Source organism: Litorivita pollutaquae (genome assembly GCF_003205515.1).
Lineage (GTDB): Bacteria > Pseudomonadota > Alphaproteobacteria > Rhodobacterales > Rhodobacteraceae > Litorivita > Litorivita pollutaquae.
Map to the genome: position 1 here is coordinate 218,937 of NZ_KZ826485.1, position 20,295 is coordinate 239,231.

Genomic DNA, 20,295 nt, shown 5'->3' on the forward strand with positions numbered 1-20,295 from the left:
ATGCGCCGTATCTACCCCTCCTATACCTATGGCGCGGGGCCGCGCGCCGGTTGCTATTGGCCAAAAACAGAGTCTATTCCGCCGGAATGTGAATCTGTAACCGGATCTGTAGACGCCGATGTCGGGATTATTGGCGCGGGGTTTACCGGGTTGAACGCGGCGCTCGCCTTGGCCCGCGCGGGAATAAGTGTTGCCGTCATGGAGGCCAAAGATGTGGGCTTTGGAGCCTCGGGCCGGAATGGTGGTTTTTGCTGCCTCGGCGGCGCCGCACTGTCGCGCAAAGCTTTGCTGCGCCGCTACGGCGCGGCGGGTGCGGCCGCGTGGTATCGCACCGAGGTCGCAGCAATAGACCATGTCAGGGCCCTATTGAAACAGCATGAAATCGACGCCGATACGCATTCAAATGGTGAAACAGTTTTGGCTCATAGCCCCGGTTCGATGGCACATTTACGCGCTGATTGTGCAGCAATAGAGACTGATTACGGCATCACCCCTCGGCTTATCGAGGCGGAGGCCCTCGCTGCCGAAGGGATGAAAGGCGCCTTTCATGGGGCGATGACAATTCCGCATGGGTTTGGGTTGAACCCGATGAAATACCTCGCTGGGTTGGCCCGTGCCGCACGGGTGGCGAATGCACGGATTTACTCCCATAGTCCGGTGCTGCAAATCGAAACCCTACGCGACGGTTATCTGCTGCACAGCCCCCAAGGCGCCCTGCGCTGCAAACAGTTGATCGTTGCAACCAATGGATATTCCTCCGAAGACCTACCCAATTGGATGGCGGGGCGGTTTTTGCCGGCGCAATCCAATGTGCTCGTCACCCGCCAACTGACCCCCGAAGAGATCAACCTTGGTTGGTCAAGCGATCAGATGGCCTATGATCACCGATTTTTCTTACATTATTTCCGACTACTGCCAGAGGGGCGCATGCTGTTCGGGATGCGCGGTGGCCTGCGATCGTCAACGCAGGCGGATCGCCAAACCCTTACCACCACAAGGCGTCATTTCGAGACTATGTTTCCCGATTGGGCCGACATAGAAACGCCCTATGCGTGGAATGGGTTGCTTTGCCTCACCCCCGATCTGGAGCCTTATTGCGGTGCAATACCCGAAATGCCCGGGGCGTTTGCCGCCTTTGGCTTTCATGGAAACGGTGTGGCGATGGGCAGTTACGCAGGTGCAATTTTGGCCGACCTCGTGCAAGATCGGACACCAAAGCGTAGCTATCCGGCGATGATGAAAAACCTGCCACGGCGATTGCCAATGGGGCGCTTCCGGCGGCTTGCTCTGGTGCCACCGTATCTTTGGGGGGCTGTGACAGGCGGGTAATCCGTCTCTGTTTAGGCCGGTTTTCACGGCGAAATGCCCGCAGTGACATATCGCGGCGGACTATCCTTGCGGGGTCATGCCTGACCGCGCCCGGGAGCGTTGCAATCCGAGGCGATGCTCGCGCCAGATGATCATGACGCCGGCCAAAATCACCAAACAGGCACCGCCGATCATGGTTTTGCTCGGTACTTCGGAAAAGATGAAATACCCGATGCCAAGCGCCATAATCATCGAGGCATAGTCAAACGGCGCGACAACGGACGCATCGGCAAACCGATAGGCCGAGGTCAGGAAAATCTGTCCGATCCCGCCCAATATCCCTGCGAGGCAGAGCATCAACAGCTCATGCGGCGCCGGAACAACCCAACCAAATGGCAAAGTTAGCAACGAGAGCACAGTCGACGTCACCGAAAAATAGAATACGATGGCCGAGGTTTGCTCGCTCTGGACCAATTTGCGCACGTAAATCTGCGCCAGTGCGGCACACACCGCCCCCATCAACACAATGATCGCGCCGGTGGCTTCGCTGGTTTGCACTGTGTCGCCTTCGAACAGGGTGAGGCGTGGCGACAGGATGATCAACACCCCCACCAAGCCAAGTCCGACCGCAAACATCCGAAAGGCCCGCACGTCTTCGCCCAAGAACATCGCCGCGAATATAACCGTCAGCAACGGCGCAGCATAGCCAATGGCCGTGACTTCGGGCAAAGGCAGAAGCCCGAGCCCCGCAAACATACATCCCATCGCGGCGGTGCCGACAAACCCGCGCCAGAAATGACCCAAGGGTGACGCCACGCGCAGGCCCATTTTTATGTCACCGCGTGTCCATAACCACATCAAAATGACCGGAATGGCGAGCGCAGAGCGGAAGAATACGGCTTCCCCGGCGGGCACGTGATCCGACACCGATTTAATCAACGCGGACATGATGATGAACATCGTCACCGAGCCAAGTTTGAAGGCAATTCCTTTGGCAGGGTGCATGATGCGGGATCTCCTGGGCGCGCAATGATCGGAGCCCATGCTGAAATCACCAGCCGCGAGTTGTCAATCACCGGAAACTACGCTGTGGCTCATTGCATCACTTGAACGGTAGGCTTCCATGATTGAACATATCAGTCTCTAACACGCATGTTTGAGTCTATTCTCGGCGAGGAAGGACCCAATCAGCGCGCGGAAAATGACAGGTATAGCCATTCGGAATACGCTCAAGGTAATCTTGATGTTCCGGCTCCGCCTGCCAAAAATCACCCAGCGGTTCGACTTCCGTCACAACTTTACCAGGCCATAAGCCCGAAGCATCGACATCGGCAATGGTTCGCTCCGCTTCGGCCTTTTGCGCTGCATCGGCATAATAGATCGCGGAGCGGTAAGAAATGCCGCGATCATTGCCCTGCCGATTGAGCGTTGTCGGATCGTGAATTTGGAAGAAAACTTCCAAAATCCGGCGATAGGATAAACGCGCCGGATCAAAGATAATCTCGATCCCTTCGGCATGGGTGCCATGATCTCGATAAGTCGCATTCGGGGTCTCGCCACCGGTATAGCCGACGCGCGTCTCGATCACGCCCGGCAAGCGCCGGATCAGGTCCTGCATGCCCCAAAAACACCCGCCAGCCAGAACCGCACGTTCAGTCTTCATTGCGCACGCTCTACTTGATCAACATAGGCGCCATAGCCTTCGGCTTCCATCTCGTCCTTCGGGATAAAGCGCAACGAGGCGGAGTTGATGCAATACCGCAATCCACCGCGATCCTGTGGCCCGTCAGGAAACACATGGCCCAGGTGGCTGTCGCCATGGGAGGAACGGACCTCGACGCGGGTCATGCCAAGACTGTCGTCACGCAATTCGGCCACATGGGCCGGCTCAATCGGCTTGGTAAAACTCGGCCAACCGCAACCGCTCTCGTATTTATCGGCCGATGCAAACAGCGGTTCGCCAGAGACGATATCGACGTAGATCCCCGCCTCTTTATTGTCGAGATATTCGCCGGTTCCGGGGCGTTCCGTGCCGCTTTCTTGGGTGACGTGATATTGCTCCGGCGTCAGCGCGGCGATGGCGTCGGTTTTTTTTTCATAGCGTGTCATGGGCGTCCTCCGATGCTTGCTCCGGCTATTAGATAGGCTCGCAGCTCAAAGATCAAAGGGAGATCACGCGGCCGTGTTGGGGCCGGCGTTGACCAACTGCGCCAGCGCCCAAGTTGCGGCATCCGACACCGTGGGATCAGGATCAGAAATCAGTCTCTGAACATGTGGAATAAGGCCTTTGTCCGCCGAATTACCGATGGCATAGAGCACATTGCGGACGAACCGATCACGCCCGATCCTTTTGACAGGGGAGCCCGAAAAAAACGCGCGAAAAGCCGCATCATCGAGCGCAGCCAATTCGGCCAGCTTCGGCGCGCGTAAATCGTCGCGGGCATGATACCGGGTCTCACGCGCCTGTTGCGCAAATTTGTTCCACGGGCACACCGCGAGGCAATCGTCGCATCCATAGATCCGATTGCCCAACAGGGGGCGCAATGCCTCGTCTACGGGGCCATGATGCTCGATCGTCAGATAGGAAATGCAACGCCGCGCGTCGATTTGATAGGGCGCTGGAAAGGCGCCCGTAGGGCAGACATCGAGACAATTCCGGCAAGATCCGCAATGATCCACTTCGGCAGGATCATCGGGCAAATCGAGCGTGGTAAAAATCGATCCAATAAAAAACCAGCTGCCCAAATCCCGAGATACAAGGTTTGTGTGTTTGCCCTGCCATCCCAATCCGGCGGCTTGCCCCAATGGCTTTTCAGGCACCGGCGCAGTATCGACAAAGACCTTCACCTCGCAGTCTTGTTCGGCAATCAACCACCGCGCCAAACGCTTCAAACGCTTCTTGACCAGATCGTGATAATCGCGGTTTTGGGCATAAACAGAGACCGCTCCGGCATCTTTTTGCGCCAGTATCTCCAATGGGTCATGGTCCGGAGAATAGGTTTCGGCCAGCATGATCACGGAGCGCGCTTCGGGCCACAGCACCTGTGGCGCGGCGCGCCAATGTTTGCGATCAGCGAGCCATGCCATTTGCCCATGATGACCCGCGTCCAAAAACGCGTCCAATCGGGCCGGCACCTGCGGCACGTCCCACGGTCGGCAAATCCGGCAAGCGTCAAACCCTTCGGCATTGGCCTGCGCGGTGAGGCGGTCCTTTAGCGCCTGCATCGGCACGGGACTTTAGAAATCAAGATCGGCATAATGCGGTGGCGGCGGGAAACCCGACACTTGGTCAGCCAGAATCGAGCGGAAGGCAGGGCGCGATTTGATTTTCGCATACCAATCCTTAAGCGTATCGGAACGGTGCCAGTCCACATCGGAAATATAGTCGAGCGACGACAGGTGTGCGGCGGCGGCGAAATCGGCCAAAGTCATATTGTCACCCGCCAACCACCGGCGATGCTCCAACAACCACGTCATGTAATCGAGATGATATTTGATCCGTTGCGCGCCGGATTTGATATTTTTGCTGTCAGGATATCCGGCCTTCATCACCTTTTTGTTCACCCGCTCATAGAGCAGATTCGCCGTGACTTCGTGATGAAATTTATCGTCAAACCATGACACCAGACGGCGCACCTCATACCGTGCATCCACCCCCTGCGGCATCAGCGAGGGCTCCGGATATGCCTCATCGAGATATTCGCAAATCGGGGCGCTTTCGGCCATGGTTTTACCGTCGATTTTGAGAACCGGCACCTTGGCGGCAGGGTTGCGGCGCAGAAAATCGGGGTCCTGCTCCCAATACCGCTCTTCGATCAATTCGCATTCGATCCGTTTTTCGCCCAAAACAAGGCGCACCTTTCGGCAAAATGGAGAGAGTGGAACGTGATACAGAGTGGCCATTTGGGAACTTTCAAAGCGGTCTTTGCCCCCCTGAATGCCCTTTTGCGGCGCGGTTTTCAATCCTCGAAACAGGCCGCACGTCCATCCGCGCGAATTGTGGCCGCCCCGTCGAGGATTTGCGCGGCGCGGCGGCGGGTGCGATCTGACGGCTTGCTGGCAGACCTCGTTTTTGGACTGGGTAGAACGGCGGCGAGGCGCGCAGCCTGCACCGCGCTGAGTGCCTCGGGGCCGATGGAAAAATAATGGCGTGATGCAGCCTCGATGCCAAAAACACCTTCATCGAATTCGGCGACATTCAGGTAAACCTCGACAATGCGGCGTTTTGACCACATGGCTTCGACCATCGGCGTCAGAACCGCTTCGAGGGCTTTGCGCAACCAAGAATGCCCGTGCCACAAATAGACATTTTTGACGACTTGCTGGCTGATGGTCGATGCACCGCGCCCCGATCCTTCATCGAGGGCAGCGCGGATTGCATTGAGGTCAAACCCCCAATGGGTGCAAAAATTCGCATCCTCGGCCGCAACAGCAGAGCGCGCCATGACAGTGGCAATATTTTCCAACGGCACCCAATGGTGATCGACATCGCCCAAACGCCGATCTTCGGTGCGCATATAGTGGCCGAATGTCGGGTTGATCACGCGGTGTGCGAACACGGTCAACGACACCAGAGCCGCCAAAACCAAGACCATACGAATGGTCCAGCGGCGTAGAAAGCGCAGCGGGTGAAAGCGCGTCGTCAGCGCCTGTCTGGGGGTTGGTTTTTTTGTCTTCTTTGCCACACAATCTTCATAGGGCGGGCCGGCAGAAATAAAAAGCCCCGCGACGCGCAATCGCGTCGCGGGGATATTGATTTCATCCAACTCGTGGTCGGCGAGACAGAGACTATTCCGCCGGAATAGCGCCTTCCTCTAGTGTCAAAGGCGCAGGAAGATTGGCCAGCATTTCCTTTGGGCAGACCTGCACAAAGTTGGATATTTCCAAATCCCAATGCTGCAAAATCGCGGCGGCTTTACGGCTACCGGTTTCTTCCAAATGACGCTGGACCAGCCCTTCGAGTTGGCCAAGCCAATGGTCCACGCTCACCGGGCAAGTCACCAATGTTTCCATATTCATCATGTCCGCCGCTTTGCCATCCGGGTCATAGAGATAGGCCATGCCGCCGGTCATGCCCGCGCCAAAGTTTGCACCGATCTCGCCAAGGATCACGGCCACACCGCCGGTCATATATTCACAACCGTTAGAGCCACATCCCTCGATCACCACACTCGCCCCCGAGTTCCGCACGGCGAACCGCTCTCCGGCGCGACCCGACGCAAAGAGGAAACCGTCGGTCGCACCATAGAGTACGGTGTTGCCGATGATGGTGTTTTGCGAGGCGTCCAGAGGGCTGGCCATAGGCGGGCGCACCACAATGGTGCCGCCGGACAGGCCCTTGCCGACATAGTCATTCGCATCGCCGGACACTTCGATCTTCAACCCCGGAGCCGCGAAGGCCCCCAAGGATTGCCCTGCACTGCCCGACAATTTGACCGTCAGGTGATTGGGTTGCAGCGCGTTTCGCATACCGAAATTGCGCACGATATGGCTCGAGGTGCGGGTGCCAACGGTGCGGTGGGTGTTTTGCACCGCATAGCTCAGCTGCATCTTTTCGCCATCCTTGAGGAAGCGTTCCGCATCGCGGACAATCTCGGAATCAAGCGTATCAGGCACCGCGTTGCGAGCTTTGTTCTGATCGTATTTGATATCCTTTGCCCCATCGACGGTGATCAAAAGCGGGTTGAGATCAAGATCGTCGAGGTGATCCGCGCCGCGGCTGACTTGGCTGAGCAAATCGGCGCGGCCGATCACTTCATCGAGGCTGCGCGCGCCGATGCTCGCGAGAATTTCGCGCACTTCCTGGGCGTAGAAGGTGATCAAATTGACGACCTTATCCGCCGTGCCGGTGAACTTGGCCCGCAGGGCTTCATCTTGGGTACACACACCCACGGGGCAGGTGTTCGATTGGCACTGACGCACCATGATACAACCCATCGCGATCAAGGCGGCGGTGCCGATGCCGTATTCTTCGGCGCCCAGCATGGCCGCGATGACAATGTCGCGGCCTGTGCGCAACCCGCCATCGGTGCGCAGGGTGACACGCTCACGCAGGTTGTTCATCGCCAAAACCTGATGCGCCTCGGTGAGGCCCATTTCCCACGGCAGACCGGCGAATTTGATCGAGGTCGCCGGCGAAGCACCGGTGCCGCCATTGTGGCCCGAAATCAGGATCACGTCGGCTTTGGCCTTGGCCACGCCTGCTGCGATGGTGCCAACGCCAGAGGACGCCACCAGTTTCACCGTGACTTTGCAACGCGGGTTGATCTGTTTGAGGTCATAGATCAGCTGCGCCAGATCCTCGATCGAATAGATATCGTGGTGCGGCGGCGGCGAAATCAGCGTCACGCCTTTGGTCGAGTGGCGCAGACGCGCGATCAAATCGGTGACTTTCATGCCGGGCAATTGCCCGCCCTCGCCGGGTTTGGCCCCCTGCGCGACTTTGATTTCCAACTCTTCGCATTGGTTGAGATATTCTGCGGTCACGCCAAAGCGGCCCGAGGCGACCTGTTTGATCTTGGCCGACGGGTTATCGCCATTGGGTTCCGGCACGAAATGCGCCGGATCTTCGCCGCCCTCGCCCGAATCCGATTTTGCGCCGATACGGTTCATCGCAACATTGAGCAATTTATGCGCCTCGGGGCTAAGTGCGCCCAAAGACATGCCCGGCGTCACAAAGCGTTTGCGGATCGCCGTGATGCTTTCCACTTCTTCGAGCGGGATGGCTTTGCTGATCGGTTTGATTGCCAGCAAATCGCGCAAGTGGATCGGCGGATTGGATTGCATCGCATTGGAATACTGTTTCCACAGCTCAAAAGACGCACGGTTACAGGCGGCCTGCAAAAGGTGCATGTTTTGCGCGCCCCACGCATGGGTTTCGCCGGATTTGCGGGCCTTGTAGAACCCGCCAATCGGCAGGATTTCCGAACCAGAGGCCCAGCCCTTGGCGTGGACTTCTTCGATTTTGGTCTGAACACCAAACACGCCGATGCCGGAAATCCGCGACAGCATGCCAGGGAAAAACTCCGCGCACATGGCACGGGAAAGGCCGACAGCCTCAAAATTCAAACCGCCGCGATAGGAGGAAATCACCGAGATGCCCATCTTCGCCATGATCTTAAGCAATCCGGCATCCACCGCTTCGCGGTAACGCTGCACGTTCTCGGACAAGGTGCCATCCAAAAGGCCGCGATCAATGCGGTCGGCGATGCTGTCCTCGGCGAGGTAGGCATTGACGATGGTGGCGCCGCAGCCGATCAGAACCGCAAAATAATGCGGGTCGATGCACTCGGCCGACCGCACGCCAAGCGAACAGAAGGTGCGCAGGCCCTTTTGCGTCAGCCAACTATGTACCGCCGAGGTCGCAAGGATCATCGGCATGCCGACCTTGCCTTCGCCCTGTCCCATGTCGGACAACACGATATGCCCACCGCCCGAGCGCACGGCATCTTCAGCTTCGGCGCGGATACGGTCCAATGCCACACGCAGCGCGCCTTTGCCGCCACCGGCAGGGAAGGTGCAATCAATCACCGTCATGTCGGCATTGAAGTATTTGGTCAATTCATCGAATTGAGTGTTGGCAACGAACGGGCTTTCCAGCACCAAAATCTCGGTCTGTGCCGAGCTTTCGTCGAGCACATTCTTGAGGTTCCCGAATCGCGTTTTCAGGCTCATCACGCGGAATTCGCGCAAGCTGTCGATCGGCGGGTTGGTAACCTGTGAGAAGTTCTGACGGAAGAAATGCGACAGCGGGCGATATTGTTTGGACAAAACCGCCGACGGGGTATCATCACCCATCGAAGCCAATGTCTCTTTGCCATCCTCGGCCATCGGCGCAAGAATTTGCTCCAGTTCTTCGATGGAATACCCTGCCGCGATTTGGCGGCGGCGCAATTCCGCGCCGGTGTAGACAGGGGATTCTTCGATATTGCCAAGCACTTCTTCGAGATCTTTGATCTTCCCGACCCAATCGCCGAAAGGCTGGCTCGCGGCCAGTTTATCTTTGATATCGGTGTCGTGGTACAGTTTGCCCTCGGCCATATCGACCGCCAACATCTGACCCGGGCCAAGCGCGCCTTTCTCAACGACACTTGCTTCGTCAAACGGCACCATGCCCGCTTCGGATCCCGCGATCAGGATACCTTCGCCGGTCACAACATACCGCATCGGGCGCAGGCCGTTGCGGTCGAGACCCGCGCAAACCCAACGGCCATCGGTCATGGCAAGCGCCGCCGGACCGTCCCATGGCTCCATCACGGAATTCACATAGGAATACATATCGCGCCATGCTTCGGGCAATTCGACCGCCTGCTTGGACCAGCTTTCAGGCACCAACATGGTTTTGGCCATCGGCGCATTGCGGCCCGCGCGAACCAGAACTTCGAACACCGCGTCCAAAGCCGCCGAATCCGATGATCCGCCCGGAACGATGGGTTTGATGTCTTCGGCCAACTCACCAAAGGCGCTCGACGCCATGCGGATCTCGTGGCTTTTCATCCAGTTCAGGTTGCCCTTGAGCGTGTTAATCTCGCCGTTATGGGCGAGCATGCGGAAGGGTTGCGCCAACCACCACTGCGGGAAGGTGTTGGTCGAATAACGTTGGTGATAGATCGCAAATGCGCTTTCGAAACGTTCGTCTTCGAGGTCGGGGTAGAAAACCGCAACCTGTTCGGCAAGCATCATGCCTTTGTAAATGATCGACCGGCACGACAGCGAACAGATATACAATTCGCCAACGCCCTGCGCAGCCGCCGCTTTTTCGATGCGGCGACGGATCACGTAAAGCTCGCGTTCAAATGTTTCCTCGTCCACGCCTTTTGAGTTCGAAATCAGGATTTGCTCGATCTCGGGGCGGGTCGCGTTGGCTTTGTCACCAAGGCAATCGATATCGACCGGAACGTGGCGCCATCCGTAGATGTAATAGCCCATGCGCAGGACTTCGCTCTCGACGATTGTGCGGCAGGTTTCCTGTTTGCCGAAATCGGTGCGCGGCAAGAAAACCTGCCCCACGGCCATCAATTCGCCCATGCGCGGCTCGTGGCCGGTGCGGCGAATTTGGTCGTAGAAGAACGGCACGGGGATTTGCACGTGGATACCTGCGCCATCGCCGGTTTTGCCATCCGCATCGACCGCACCGCGGTGCCAGATCGCCTTGAGCGCGGTGATGCCATTGGCCACAACAGCGCGCGAGGGTTTGCCGTCGACCGACACCACGAGACCTACACCACAGGACGAATGCTCATGCTCCTCGCGGAACATGCCGTTCTCTTCCATCCACTGGCGTTTGGCGGCTTCTGCAGCGGCCCAGCTTGCGTCATATTTGGTCATGCGTCTTCTCCACATTTGCCCCCGCGGGGGACTGCCCCGAGGGGCCTCATTCTTGGCCCAAGGCGGGCCGATCATCTATTCCCATGTCGGCGCGAAATGCTCTCGCGCGTATCTGGCGTATTCTCGTACGGCGGATTTCACCGCCTTTGCGTCACCGGTCAGCTTGGCTGCCACGGCCTTATTCAATACCCCGGCGGTTTTCATCTTCTCCGCCGCGTCATGGGCGCAGCGGGGCAACATGTTCACCGTCAGGTTTGGCGCGTCGGGCAAGAGAGCCGCCTGCGCCATGTCTTTCTTTTGGTTGCGGCCGAAAGTCACATAAAACTCCGTCCCGCTCTTTTCCGTCACAACATCTCCGGCAGATTTCACCGGATATGTTCCGTGGTTCTTCATCACCCCCGGCCAACGATCCTCGGTCACCAAATCGGGGTGCATCGAGATCTGCGGCACAAAGGCCGCAACCCGCGCCACCGGCACATATCGCGGCAAGATCATCGCGCCATAGCCGCCCATCGAATTGCCGATGGTGCAGATCTCGGTGGCCCCTGCCATATCACGGATCCGGGTCACATAATCGATGATCTTGTCCATCAGCCCCGCGCGGGAATACCAGCTCCATCGCAGGTCACTGACAAACAGAACCTTATTCTCCCCATCCATCGACGCCGCAGATAAGAATTCGTCGCGCGGCGTGCCGTCTTGGTGGCGGTGCTGGATCGATGTGAATGACACCACCATGCGCGGTCCCGTTCCGTCCAGCCAGCGCAGGCGCAGGGTCTCATCCTCAAGGATGTCTTCGACCTGCGCCTGTTTTTCGCTCATACCACCTACCTCTTTGAGGGCCGTTTGTCTTTTCGGTTACTCCGCTGCGACGGCGCGCGCGCCGTCAAGATATGTCAAGATCGCCTCGGCGCTATCGCGTCCGTCTTTGATCGCCCAAACCACCAAGCTTGCGCCGCGCACGATATCGCCCACCGCAAATACGCCATCCAGAGAGGTTGCGCCCGTTGTGAACGCTGCTTTGATCGTGCCCCAACGGGTCACTTCCAATTCCGGCGTGTTCCAAAGGGTCGGGATATCTTCGGGTTCAAAGCCCAGCGCTTTGATCACGATATCCGCTTCTTCGACGTAATCGGCCCCGTCGATCACTTCGGGGCTTTGGCGGCCCGACGCGTCCGGCGCGCCAAGGCGCATCTTTTGCACCATCACACCGGTGACGGGATCACCGGCAAAGCCTTTGGGCGCGGCGAGCCAGACGAATTCAACGCCTTCTTCTTCAGCATTTTGCACTTCGCGTTGCGAACCGGGCATATTGGCGCGGTCGCGGCGGTAGAGGCATTTAACGCTGGTCGCGCCCTGACGGATCGCGGTGCGCACACAGTCCATCGCGGTATCGCCACCGCCAATCACGACGACTTTTTTGCCTTTGGCGTTCAACTCGCCGTTTTCGAATTCTTCGACGGTATCGCCAAAGTTCACCCGGTTCGAGGCGGTGAGGTAATCAATCGCCCGCACGATGCCGTCGCTGCCCGCGCCGGGGCCTTGCAGATCACGGGTTTTGTAAACACCCGTAGCGATCATCACCGCATCATGTTTGCCGCGAATGGCGTCAAAGCTGATGTCTTCGCCGACATTGCAGTTGAGCACAAATTCAACGCCGGACAATTCCAATTGCTTGATGCGGCGCATGACCACATCTTTTTCCAATTTGAACCCCGGAATGCCATAGGTCAGCAAGCCGCCCCCCCGGTCATAACGGTCATAGACCGTAACCTGCACACCTTCACGGCGCAGAACATCCGCCGCCGCCAATCCCCCCGGACCGGCGCCAATGATGGCGACCGATTGTTCGCGCTCGACGGCGGGGGTGATCGGTTTCACCCAGCCTTTTTCCCAAGCCGTATCGGTAATGTACTTCTCGACCGCACCGATGGTGACGGTGCCGTGGCCCGAACCTTCGATAACGCAATTGCCTTCGCACAGACGGTCCTGCGGGCAGATGCGGCCACAAATTTCCGGGAAGGTGTTGGTCGCTTGGCTGATGGCGTAGGCTTCTTCCAGACGCCCGGTCGCCGTCATCCGCAACCAATCGGGAATGTTGTTGTGCAACGGGCAATGCGATTGGCAATAAGGCACACCGCATTGGCTGCATCGGCTGGCTTGCTCCTCGGCCTTCACGCGCGCGTATTCAGCATAGATCTCGTCGAAGTCTTTGTTACGCGTATCCGGCTCGCGTTTTTCGGGCATATCGCGCCCAACAGTCACAAACTTCAGCATCGGTTGCTTCGCCATGGGCTGCCTCCTGAATTTCTATGGATGTGCCCAAACTGAGGGCGTTGCGCTGGGTTTATACATTTCGCAACAGGAATAAAAGTCATAAGTGGTGACTTATATTTAAGAAAGGTAGCGAAAATCGCGCGCCCTGCGCAAATTTATGCAAAAACAAGGTCCGAATCGGACCCAATAAGCCCCTTTCTTTCTGCCTCGGAAGTTTTATAGCTGATTCTCAATTGCTTCAGGAACATCGCATGACGCTTTTTCATCTCTTTCTCGTCGCCGTGATCCAAGGATTGACCGAATTTCTACCGGTTTCCTCCTCGGGCCATTTGATATTGCTGCCGGAATTAACTGGCATGGCAGACCAGGGGTTAATGATCGACGTTGCTGTGCATGTGGGCACATTATTCGCAGTGGTTTTATATTTCTGGCGGGATGTCAGCATGGGTTTGGCAGGTGTACCGCGCATGTTGACCGGCCGGATCGACACAGCAGGATCAAAACTGGCGTTTTTGCTGTTGGTGGCAACGATTCCGGTGATCGTGATCGGGTTGGCGTTAAAAGTCACCGGGTTGAGCGAGATGATGCGCTCGGTTGCGGTGATCGGCTGGGCCATGTTGATTTTCGGTCTGATCCTATATTGGGCCGACCAAAAAGGTGGCTCTGAAAAGCAGGCCGCAGATTGGTCCTTACCCGATGCGATCAAATTGGGACTCTGGCAGGCGGTTGCCCTGATCCCCGGCACCTCGCGCTCCGGCATCACCATCACCGGGGCGCGCAGGATGGGATACGGACGCGACTCGGCCGCGCGAATCTCGATGCTGATGTCGATCCCGACAATCATGGCCAGCGGCGCATTGCTCGGGCTTGACGTGATCGAGACGGGCGATTGGGGCGCCGCAAAAGATGCGGCGATCGCGGCGGGTTTTGCCTTTGTTGCGGCACTGTTGGCGCTGATCCTGATGATGCGCTTGCTGCGTTCGGTCAGCTTCACACCCTATGTGATATATCGCATCGTTCTAGGTGTGGCGCTATTGATCATTGCCTATACAGGCCAAACGTAAAACGCCCGCGCGAGCGCATCGCACCGGCGTTCAACATGTTCAGACCATAAATTTATTGAATGCGCAGATTCTTGGCGGATTCCTTGATCGCGGAATATTGGCCCGACGGACGATAGCACCACAAATATTCCGGCAAGATCGCGCCCATATTGACGGGATTGATGCCCAAATCAGCAAAACCCTTCGCCCCGTCCGACACGACATTGTCGCGACGCAGATTACGGACCTGATCACGGGTGATCGGTGCCGACACAATGCCAAGCGACAGCTTTTGCACCAGATCAAAGACCCCGCCTAGAAGGCCAGCGATGGCGAAAGGCATATTGAGGATAACCCGGCGACGGCGGATCACATCCAGCATCCGCCGCATCAAATCGCGCATGGTTTCGACATCCGGCCCGCCCAGTTCATAGAGACCGCCCGCTGCCGCGCCGGTGACCCCCATTGCCGCGGCTTGAGCCACGTCTTCGACATAGACGGGTTGGAATTTGGTGTTCGCACCCACGATGGCCACAATCGGGCTGAGTGTGGCGCTGCGCGCAAAGCGGTTAAAGAACGCGTCTTCAGGACCAAAAACAATCGAGGGGCGCAGGATCATCGCATCCGGCATATGCTGCAACACCGCAGCCTCGCCTTCGGCTTTTGAGCGGGCATAATCGCTGTCCGAATCCGCATCGGCGCCCAGGGCCGAGACATGCACCATCCGCGCCACGCCGCTTTCGGCGGCGATGCGCGCCACACGGCCTGCGCCTTCGGCTTGCACGGCGTCAAAGCGGTTCTTACCACGTTCCGCAAGGATGCCTACGCAGTTGACCACCGCATCCGCACCCTGCATCGCCGCGCGCACCGAAGCGTCATCGCGGATGTTGCACAGGATCGGCTCGACCTGCCCCGGCACACCATAGGGCCGCACGAATATTGCCTCGTTGGGGCGACGCACCGCCACCCGCACACGCCAGCCGTCTTTTGCCATGCGACGGGCGATATAACGACCGACGAATCCAGATCCGCCGTAGATGGTAACGAGTTTCGACATGGCTGGGCCTCCTGAGCGGAAATTACCCGTCTTTCCTAGACCTTGCCGCCCTGCACGGCAAGGTGATTTGCGGCGCATCCCAAAAACCCGATGAATCCTTATTGACAGCACAGGTGCGCGGGTCTAAACGCGCCTCCACGCACCTGTGCCCAGGTGGCGGAATGGTAGACGCGCTAGCTTCAGGTGCTAGTACTCGCAAGGGTGTGGAGGTTCGAGTCCTCTTCTGGGCACCACAAACACCTCTTGAAGGTGTTTTTTTCAATACATATCATGACGTTATCCCCTCCCCCGAGACACAAATCGGGACACTTTTGCGACACACGAATGGTTGTTGTGATGAAGCTTAAATACGTTGATTGCCTGTCAGGATGCCGTAAACGCTTTCGAAGAAGATACCCAAAAGGCGTTGTTAAAGTTCTAGGTGAGTCGGTATTTCAAGTCCCGATGATGGCCCAAGATGGAGCTGCCTTGATCAACGAACACGCCAAGCTTCTCTCCGAAGATGACAAGATTTTTGCCAAGGCTCGACGTCAGGCTGCTGAAGAGGGTCCGCTTTCTCTTCTTGAGCGATGGCGTGAGGCGGCAACTATGCTGCAGCGACCGAGATGGACACTGTCCCCGCGCAAGCTTAACCTTCCCCTGAAATATGCCAATGGTTGTTCGGCGATCTGCCTGGCTCCTGCCTTGTGGGTATCTCTACCGCCATCTCGGCCTGCATCATTTTCTTGGAGGAAAGCCCATGCAGTTGATCTATTCCCCCGCTTCGCCCTTTGTGCGCAAGGTATGCGTGTTGATGGAAGAAGCCGGTATTGCTGATCAAATTAGCAAGCTGCCCGTGGCAACCACGGCTTTGGCCACCGCGCCCGAAGCGCTGGCTGCCAACCCAACCGGCAAAATCCCGGCCTTAACCCGCACGGATGGCCCTGCGATATACGACAGCCGCGTAATTTGCCGCTATCTCGACGACAGGGCCGAGTCGGGCCTTTATCCGGACACGCGCCTTTGGGAGGTTCTGACCCTAGAGGCCACCGCCGATGCAATCATGGAATCGGGTATTGCGATGGTTTATGAGGCGCGCCTGCGCCCGCCGGAAAAACAGTTCGACGGTTGGATCGAGGCACAATGGGGAAAAATCGCCCGTGCCGTTTCGGTGATCAATGAACGCTGGATGAGCCATCTCAACGGCCCGCTCGATATGAGCCATATCGCGGTGGCCTGCGCGCTCGGGTATCTGGATTTTCGCATGGCTGATCGCGCGTGGCGCAAAGGCAATGATGCATTGGACGATTGGTATGCCACATTCTCGCAGCGCCCGTCGATGCAAGCCACAGAGCCGGAATAGGGCCATAGCCTGACACCTCAGCTCCAAAACGACAAAGCCCCGACCACATGAAACATGGATCGGGGCTTTTATGGTCCGGGGTTCCGCGCGCTTAAAAATTCAGCGACACGCCGACATTGATCGCATTGGAGATCAGCGGGAATCTCATTGAGCCGCCACCGTCCAGATCGGCTTCGTTCTTGGAATAGGTGAATTGGTATTCGGTGAAGACCGCCCAACGCGCGTTGATATCATATTTGATGCCTGCCATCACCTTGGCGGCTGGACCGGTCACTTGGTAGCCATAGGTTTTATGGCCATTGGCCGTCACATCCACATGCGGAATGGCAAGGCCGATGCCCGCACCGACATAGGGCGTCACAAATTTCCATTGATCCGGCCAACGCTTCATCACGTTGGCGGTTAGAATGTTATGCCCGTCGGTAAATTCCAAACGGCTAAAGCCCGCTGGCATTTCCGATTGCGGCGCATAGGCTTTGGTATGGGTCAATTCGACACCGAAACCGATATTTGATTCTTTCCACCACGTGGCGCGCAAACCATAGTAGGGTGGAGGCGTAAAACTCTTGCCTTCCCAACCGATCAACGCGCTATAGGAAGCGCCCGTGCCGGGCGCCGTGCCTTTGATCCGGCTGTGTGGTGAGGACTGCGTGCCGCCGTAAAAGCTCAATTCGACCTCGGCAAAGGCCGGGGCCGCCAAGCCAAGTGTAACGCAAGAGGCGATAGCGGAGAGTTTCAAGGCTTTGATCATAACAGGCTTCCATTCGTGGCACGAGGGTGCCTCCAGATATAGAAGTGTTACAGCTGATCGCAATAGGTCTTAAGCGCGACACAAACGCGCCCCCCTTGTTTTAGCAACACCTTTGTCTGGACGTGGGCGAAAACCCCCGCTAAATACCGCGACGGATAGGCAGCAGGATTCCTGCGGCCCGAAACCGCATAGGCCGCAAGCAGGCCGAAGAATGGAGTAAGCTCGTGTCCCACGCAGAAGATCACGAAGGCACCCGCAGAGATTTCCTCTACTACGCAACGGCTGGCGCCGGTGCCGTAGCGACTGGTGCAGCCGTCTGGCCCTTGGTCAATCAGATGAACCCCTCCGCCGATGTGAAGGCATTGTCATCGATCCGCGTCGATGTCTCTGGCGTCGAGGTGGGCACACAATTGACCGTGAAATGGCTCGGAAAGCCGGTGTTTTTCCGCCGTCGCTCCGAAGCAGAGATCGCGGATGGCCGCTCGGTCGACGTTGGTCAATTGATCGATAAAACCGCCCAGAACCCCAATAAGGACGAGGTCGTTCCGGCAACGGATGAAAACCGCACCCTTGATGAAGCGGGCGAATGGCTGGTGATGATCGGGGTCTGCACGCACCTTGGCTGTGTTCCGATCGGTGACGGCGCAGGCGAGTTTGGCGGCTGGTTCTGCCCTTGCCACGGCTCGCACTACGACACCGCAGGCCGTATCCGCAAAGGTCCTGCTCCGCAGAACCTGCATATTCCCGTCGCCGCCTTTGTCGACGACACCACGATCAAATTGGGTTAAGGACGCGTATTATGGCTGGAATTCCGCACGACCACTACGAGCCCAAGTCGGGCCCCGAAAAATGGCTGCACTCGCGCCTGCCCATTGTGGGCTTGCTCTATGGCACCATCATGATTCCCACCCCCAAGAACCTCAACTGGATGTGGATCTGGGGTATTATCCTGACCTTCTGCCTTGCATTGCAAATTGTCACCGGCATCGTTCTGGTGATGCATTACACGCCGCATGTTGACCTTGCCTTTGCCTCGGTCGAGCACATCATGCGTGATGTGAACGGCGGGCATTTCTTGCGTTACCTGCACGGCAACGGCGCATCGCTGTTCTTTGTTGCGGTCTATCTGCACCTCTTCCGCGGCCTCTACTACGGATCCTACAAGGCGCCCCGCGAAATCACATGGGTGATCGGCATGATCATCTATCTTTGCATGATGGGCACCGCATTCATGGGTTACGTTTTGCCTTGGGGGCAGATGTCCTTCTGGGGCGCGACCGTCATCACCGGCCTGTTTGGTGCGATCCCGTTCATCGGCGAGCCGATCCAGACTTGGCTTTTGGGCGGACCGGCGGTGGACAATGCCACGCTGAACCGCTTCTTCTCGCTGCACTACCTCTTGCCCTTCGTTATTGCCGCATTGGTTGCGGTCCACATCTGGGCCTTCCACACCACGGGCAACAACAACCCGACCGGTGTTGAAGTGCGCCGAGGCTCGAAAGAAGAAGTCAAGAAAGACACAGTGCCGTTCTGGCCCTACTTCGTGATCAAGGATCTCTTTGCCCTCGCGGTGATCCTCACGGTGTTCTTTGCCATCGTCGGCTTCATGCCGAATTACTTGGGTCACCCCGACAACTATATCGAAGCCAACCCTCTGGCGACGCCGGCGCACATCGTTCCGGAATGGTATTTCCTGCCGTTCTACGCGATCTTGCGGGCGTTCACGGCGGATGTCTGGGTCGTGCAACTGGTGTCCTTTGTGACCGGCGGCATCGTTGATGCGAAATTCTTTGGTGTGATTGCCATGTTTGGCGCAATCGCGGTCATGGCCTTGGCGCCTTGGCTCGATACATCCTCCGTGCGTTCGGGCCGGTATCGCCCGATGTTCAAATGGTGGTTTGCGTTGCTGGCGATCGACTTTGCGGTGCTGGCATGGGTGGGTGCAATGCCAACCGATGGCATCTACCCCTATATTTCGCTCTTGGGTGCGACCTATTGGTTCGGTTACTTCCTCGTGCTGCTCCCGCTCCTGGGTGTGATCGAGAAACCGCTGCCGCAGCCTGCGACCATCGAAGACGACTTCAACTCGCATTACGAAAAACCGGCTGAATAAGAGGACATGGGACAAATGTTTAAGAAACTCGCGATTACCGCAGTTGCCGCCCTGACCTTTGGGGCCGGTGCTGCCACTGCCGCCGGAGACAGTGGCCACAAAATGCACGATGTGGACTTTTCCTTTGAAGGTCCCTTCGGCACATTCGACCAGAACCAGCTTCAGCGTGGCCTCAAAGTCTACACCGAAGTCTGTTCGGCCTGTCATGGTCTCAAATTCGTTCCGATCCGCACGATTGGCGACGATGGCGGCCCACATCTTCCCGAAGAGCAGGTCATCGAATACGCCAAGAACTTCTCGGTCGTCGATAAGGAAACAGACGAAGACCGCGAAGCCAAACCAAGCGACCACTTCCCCGGATCGGCGCTTGAAAACGCGCCGGACCTGTCGCTTATGGCCAAAGCCCGTGCCGGCTTTCATGGCCCCTACGGCACCGGTTTGAGCCAGCTGTTTAACGGCATTGGTGGCCCCGAATATATCGTCGCCATCCTCACCAGCTACACAGGCGAGGAAAAAGAAGAAGCCGGCACAACATATTACGAGAACACCGCCTTCCCGGGTGGTTGGATCGCAATGGCCCCGCCGCTTTATGGCGAGGATGTCGATTTTGACGATGGTCACAGCAATGAGCTACATCACGAATCAGAGGACGTTGCGGCGTTCCTGATGTGGGCGGCTGAACCTAAGATGATGGCGCGCAAACATGCGGGCTTCGTCGGAGTGCTCTTCCTGACGGTTCTGTCCGTTTTGCTCTACCTGACCAACAAACGCATCTGGTCCAAAGTCAAAGGCCCGAAGAAAAAGCACTGATCCGCTTTTGAAAGACACATAAAGGCCCCGCCCTCACCCGAGGCGCGGGGCTTTTTCATGGGCGAGGCCAGACCCGCACGACACGGCAAAAAGGGCACAACCGCCCTCACCCTGCGCTCCAGCTTTCTCTAAATAGACAATGACCTGCTCCCCTGAAAAGTCCGTTGTTCTGAGTTAGCCTGTTCTCCAACAAGGAGACAGACGATGAAGAGAAGCCGTTTCAGTGAAGAGCAAATTATTGGGATCTTGAAAGAGCATCAGGCTGGA

General features: G+C 57.4%; 17 protein-coding genes and 1 tRNA gene. 7 read left to right on the top strand and 11 right to left on the bottom strand.

What is annotated here, in order from left to right; genetic code table 11:
* On the top strand, positions 1-1,329 hold the full coding sequence (locus DI396_RS10985; protein WP_110796255.1) for an NAD(P)/FAD-dependent oxidoreductase: 1,329 nt from the start codon (positions 1-3) through the stop codon (positions 1,327-1,329).
* Between the two features lie 60 nt (positions 1,330-1,389).
* On the opposite strand, the gene DI396_RS10990 is transcribed toward DI396_RS10985, so the two are convergent.
* From DI396_RS10990 to DI396_RS11030, 9 genes are all read right to left on the bottom strand, one after another.
* The gene (locus tag DI396_RS10990; protein ID WP_110796256.1) at positions 1,390-2,313 is read right to left on the bottom strand and encodes a DMT family transporter; all 924 of its coding nucleotides are present in this window, start codon (positions 2,311-2,313) and stop codon (positions 1,390-1,392) included.
* 157 nt (positions 2,314-2,470) lie between these two features.
* Complete coding sequence (msrA, locus tag DI396_RS10995) at positions 2,471-2,971, bottom strand: peptide-methionine (S)-S-oxide reductase MsrA (RefSeq protein ID WP_110796257.1); 501 nt, start codon at positions 2,969-2,971, stop codon at positions 2,471-2,473.
* Positions 2,968-3,417: a peptide-methionine (R)-S-oxide reductase MsrB gene (gene msrB / locus DI396_RS11000; RefSeq protein WP_110796258.1), complete on the bottom strand. Its 450-nt coding sequence runs from the start codon at positions 3,415-3,417 to the stop codon at positions 2,968-2,970. The genes msrA and msrB overlap by 4 nt, the downstream gene beginning before the upstream one ends.
* A gap of 63 nt (positions 3,418-3,480) precedes the next feature.
* On the bottom strand, positions 3,481-4,533 hold the full coding sequence (gene queG / locus DI396_RS11005; RefSeq protein WP_110796259.1) for a tRNA epoxyqueuosine(34) reductase QueG: 1,053 nt from the start codon (positions 4,531-4,533) through the stop codon (positions 3,481-3,483).
* 12 nt (positions 4,534-4,545) lie between these two features.
* Positions 4,546-5,211: an FtsZ-binding protein FzlA gene (gene fzlA, locus DI396_RS11010; RefSeq protein ID WP_110796292.1), complete on the bottom strand. Its 666-nt coding sequence runs from the start codon at positions 5,209-5,211 to the stop codon at positions 4,546-4,548.
* A gap of 56 nt (positions 5,212-5,267) precedes the next feature.
* Positions 5,268-5,993, bottom strand: a complete 726-nt coding sequence (gene mtgA, locus DI396_RS11015) for a monofunctional biosynthetic peptidoglycan transglycosylase (RefSeq protein ID WP_110796293.1) — start codon at positions 5,991-5,993, stop codon at positions 5,268-5,270.
* 103 nt (positions 5,994-6,096) lie between these two features.
* On the bottom strand, positions 6,097-10,635 hold the full coding sequence (gene gltB / locus DI396_RS11020) for a glutamate synthase large subunit (protein ID WP_110796260.1): 4,539 nt from the start codon (positions 10,633-10,635) through the stop codon (positions 6,097-6,099).
* A 75-nt stretch (positions 10,636-10,710) separates the two neighbouring features.
* Entirely contained in the window at positions 10,711-11,457 is a 747-nt protein-coding gene (locus DI396_RS11025; RefSeq protein WP_110796261.1) for a hypothetical protein, read from the bottom strand.
* A gap of 36 nt (positions 11,458-11,493) precedes the next feature.
* Positions 11,494-12,927 (bottom strand): NAD(P)-dependent oxidoreductase, encoded by a 1,434-nt coding sequence (locus DI396_RS11030; protein WP_110796262.1) that lies wholly within the window; start codon positions 12,925-12,927, stop codon positions 11,494-11,496.
* 236 nt (positions 12,928-13,163) lie between these two features.
* On the opposite strand from DI396_RS11030, the gene DI396_RS11035 reads away from it, so the two are divergent.
* Positions 13,164-13,976: an undecaprenyl-diphosphate phosphatase gene (locus DI396_RS11035; protein WP_110796263.1), complete on the top strand. Its 813-nt coding sequence runs from the start codon at positions 13,164-13,166 to the stop codon at positions 13,974-13,976.
* A gap of 52 nt (positions 13,977-14,028) precedes the next feature.
* Here DI396_RS11035 and DI396_RS11040 read toward each other — a convergent pair whose 3' ends face one another.
* Complete coding sequence (locus DI396_RS11040) at positions 14,029-15,012, bottom strand: complex I NDUFA9 subunit family protein (RefSeq protein WP_110796264.1); 984 nt, start codon at positions 15,010-15,012, stop codon at positions 14,029-14,031.
* Between the two features lie 147 nt (positions 15,013-15,159).
* Between DI396_RS11040 and DI396_RS11045 the strand changes: the two genes are divergently transcribed.
* A tRNA-Leu gene (locus DI396_RS11045) sits at positions 15,160-15,245 on the top strand.
* Between the two features lie 506 nt (positions 15,246-15,751).
* A complete protein-coding gene (locus tag DI396_RS11050) occupies positions 15,752-16,354 on the top strand; it encodes a glutathione S-transferase (protein WP_110796265.1) in 603 nt (200 codons plus the stop codon).
* A 91-nt stretch (positions 16,355-16,445) separates the two neighbouring features.
* On the opposite strand, the gene DI396_RS11055 is transcribed toward DI396_RS11050, so the two are convergent.
* On the bottom strand, positions 16,446-17,105 hold the full coding sequence (locus DI396_RS11055) for a porin family protein (protein ID WP_110796266.1): 660 nt from the start codon (positions 17,103-17,105) through the stop codon (positions 16,446-16,448).
* 224 nt (positions 17,106-17,329) lie between these two features.
* Here DI396_RS11055 and petA point away from each other — a divergent pair, with 224 nt between their 5' ends.
* Genes petA through DI396_RS11070 form a run of 3 tightly spaced genes read left to right on the top strand, consistent with a single transcriptional unit; the run spans position 17,330 to position 20,028 of the window.
* Positions 17,330-17,893: a ubiquinol-cytochrome c reductase iron-sulfur subunit gene (petA, locus tag DI396_RS11060; protein ID WP_110796267.1), complete on the top strand. Its 564-nt coding sequence runs from the start codon at positions 17,330-17,332 to the stop codon at positions 17,891-17,893.
* Positions 17,894-17,904: 11 nt separating this feature from the next.
* Positions 17,905-19,218: a cytochrome b gene (petB, locus tag DI396_RS11065; RefSeq protein ID WP_110796268.1), complete on the top strand. Its 1,314-nt coding sequence runs from the start codon at positions 17,905-17,907 to the stop codon at positions 19,216-19,218.
* Positions 19,219-19,233: 15 nt separating this feature from the next.
* On the top strand, positions 19,234-20,028 hold the full coding sequence (locus tag DI396_RS11070) for a cytochrome c1 (RefSeq protein WP_110796269.1): 795 nt from the start codon (positions 19,234-19,236) through the stop codon (positions 20,026-20,028).
* Positions 20,029-20,295 lie beyond the last annotated feature (267 nt).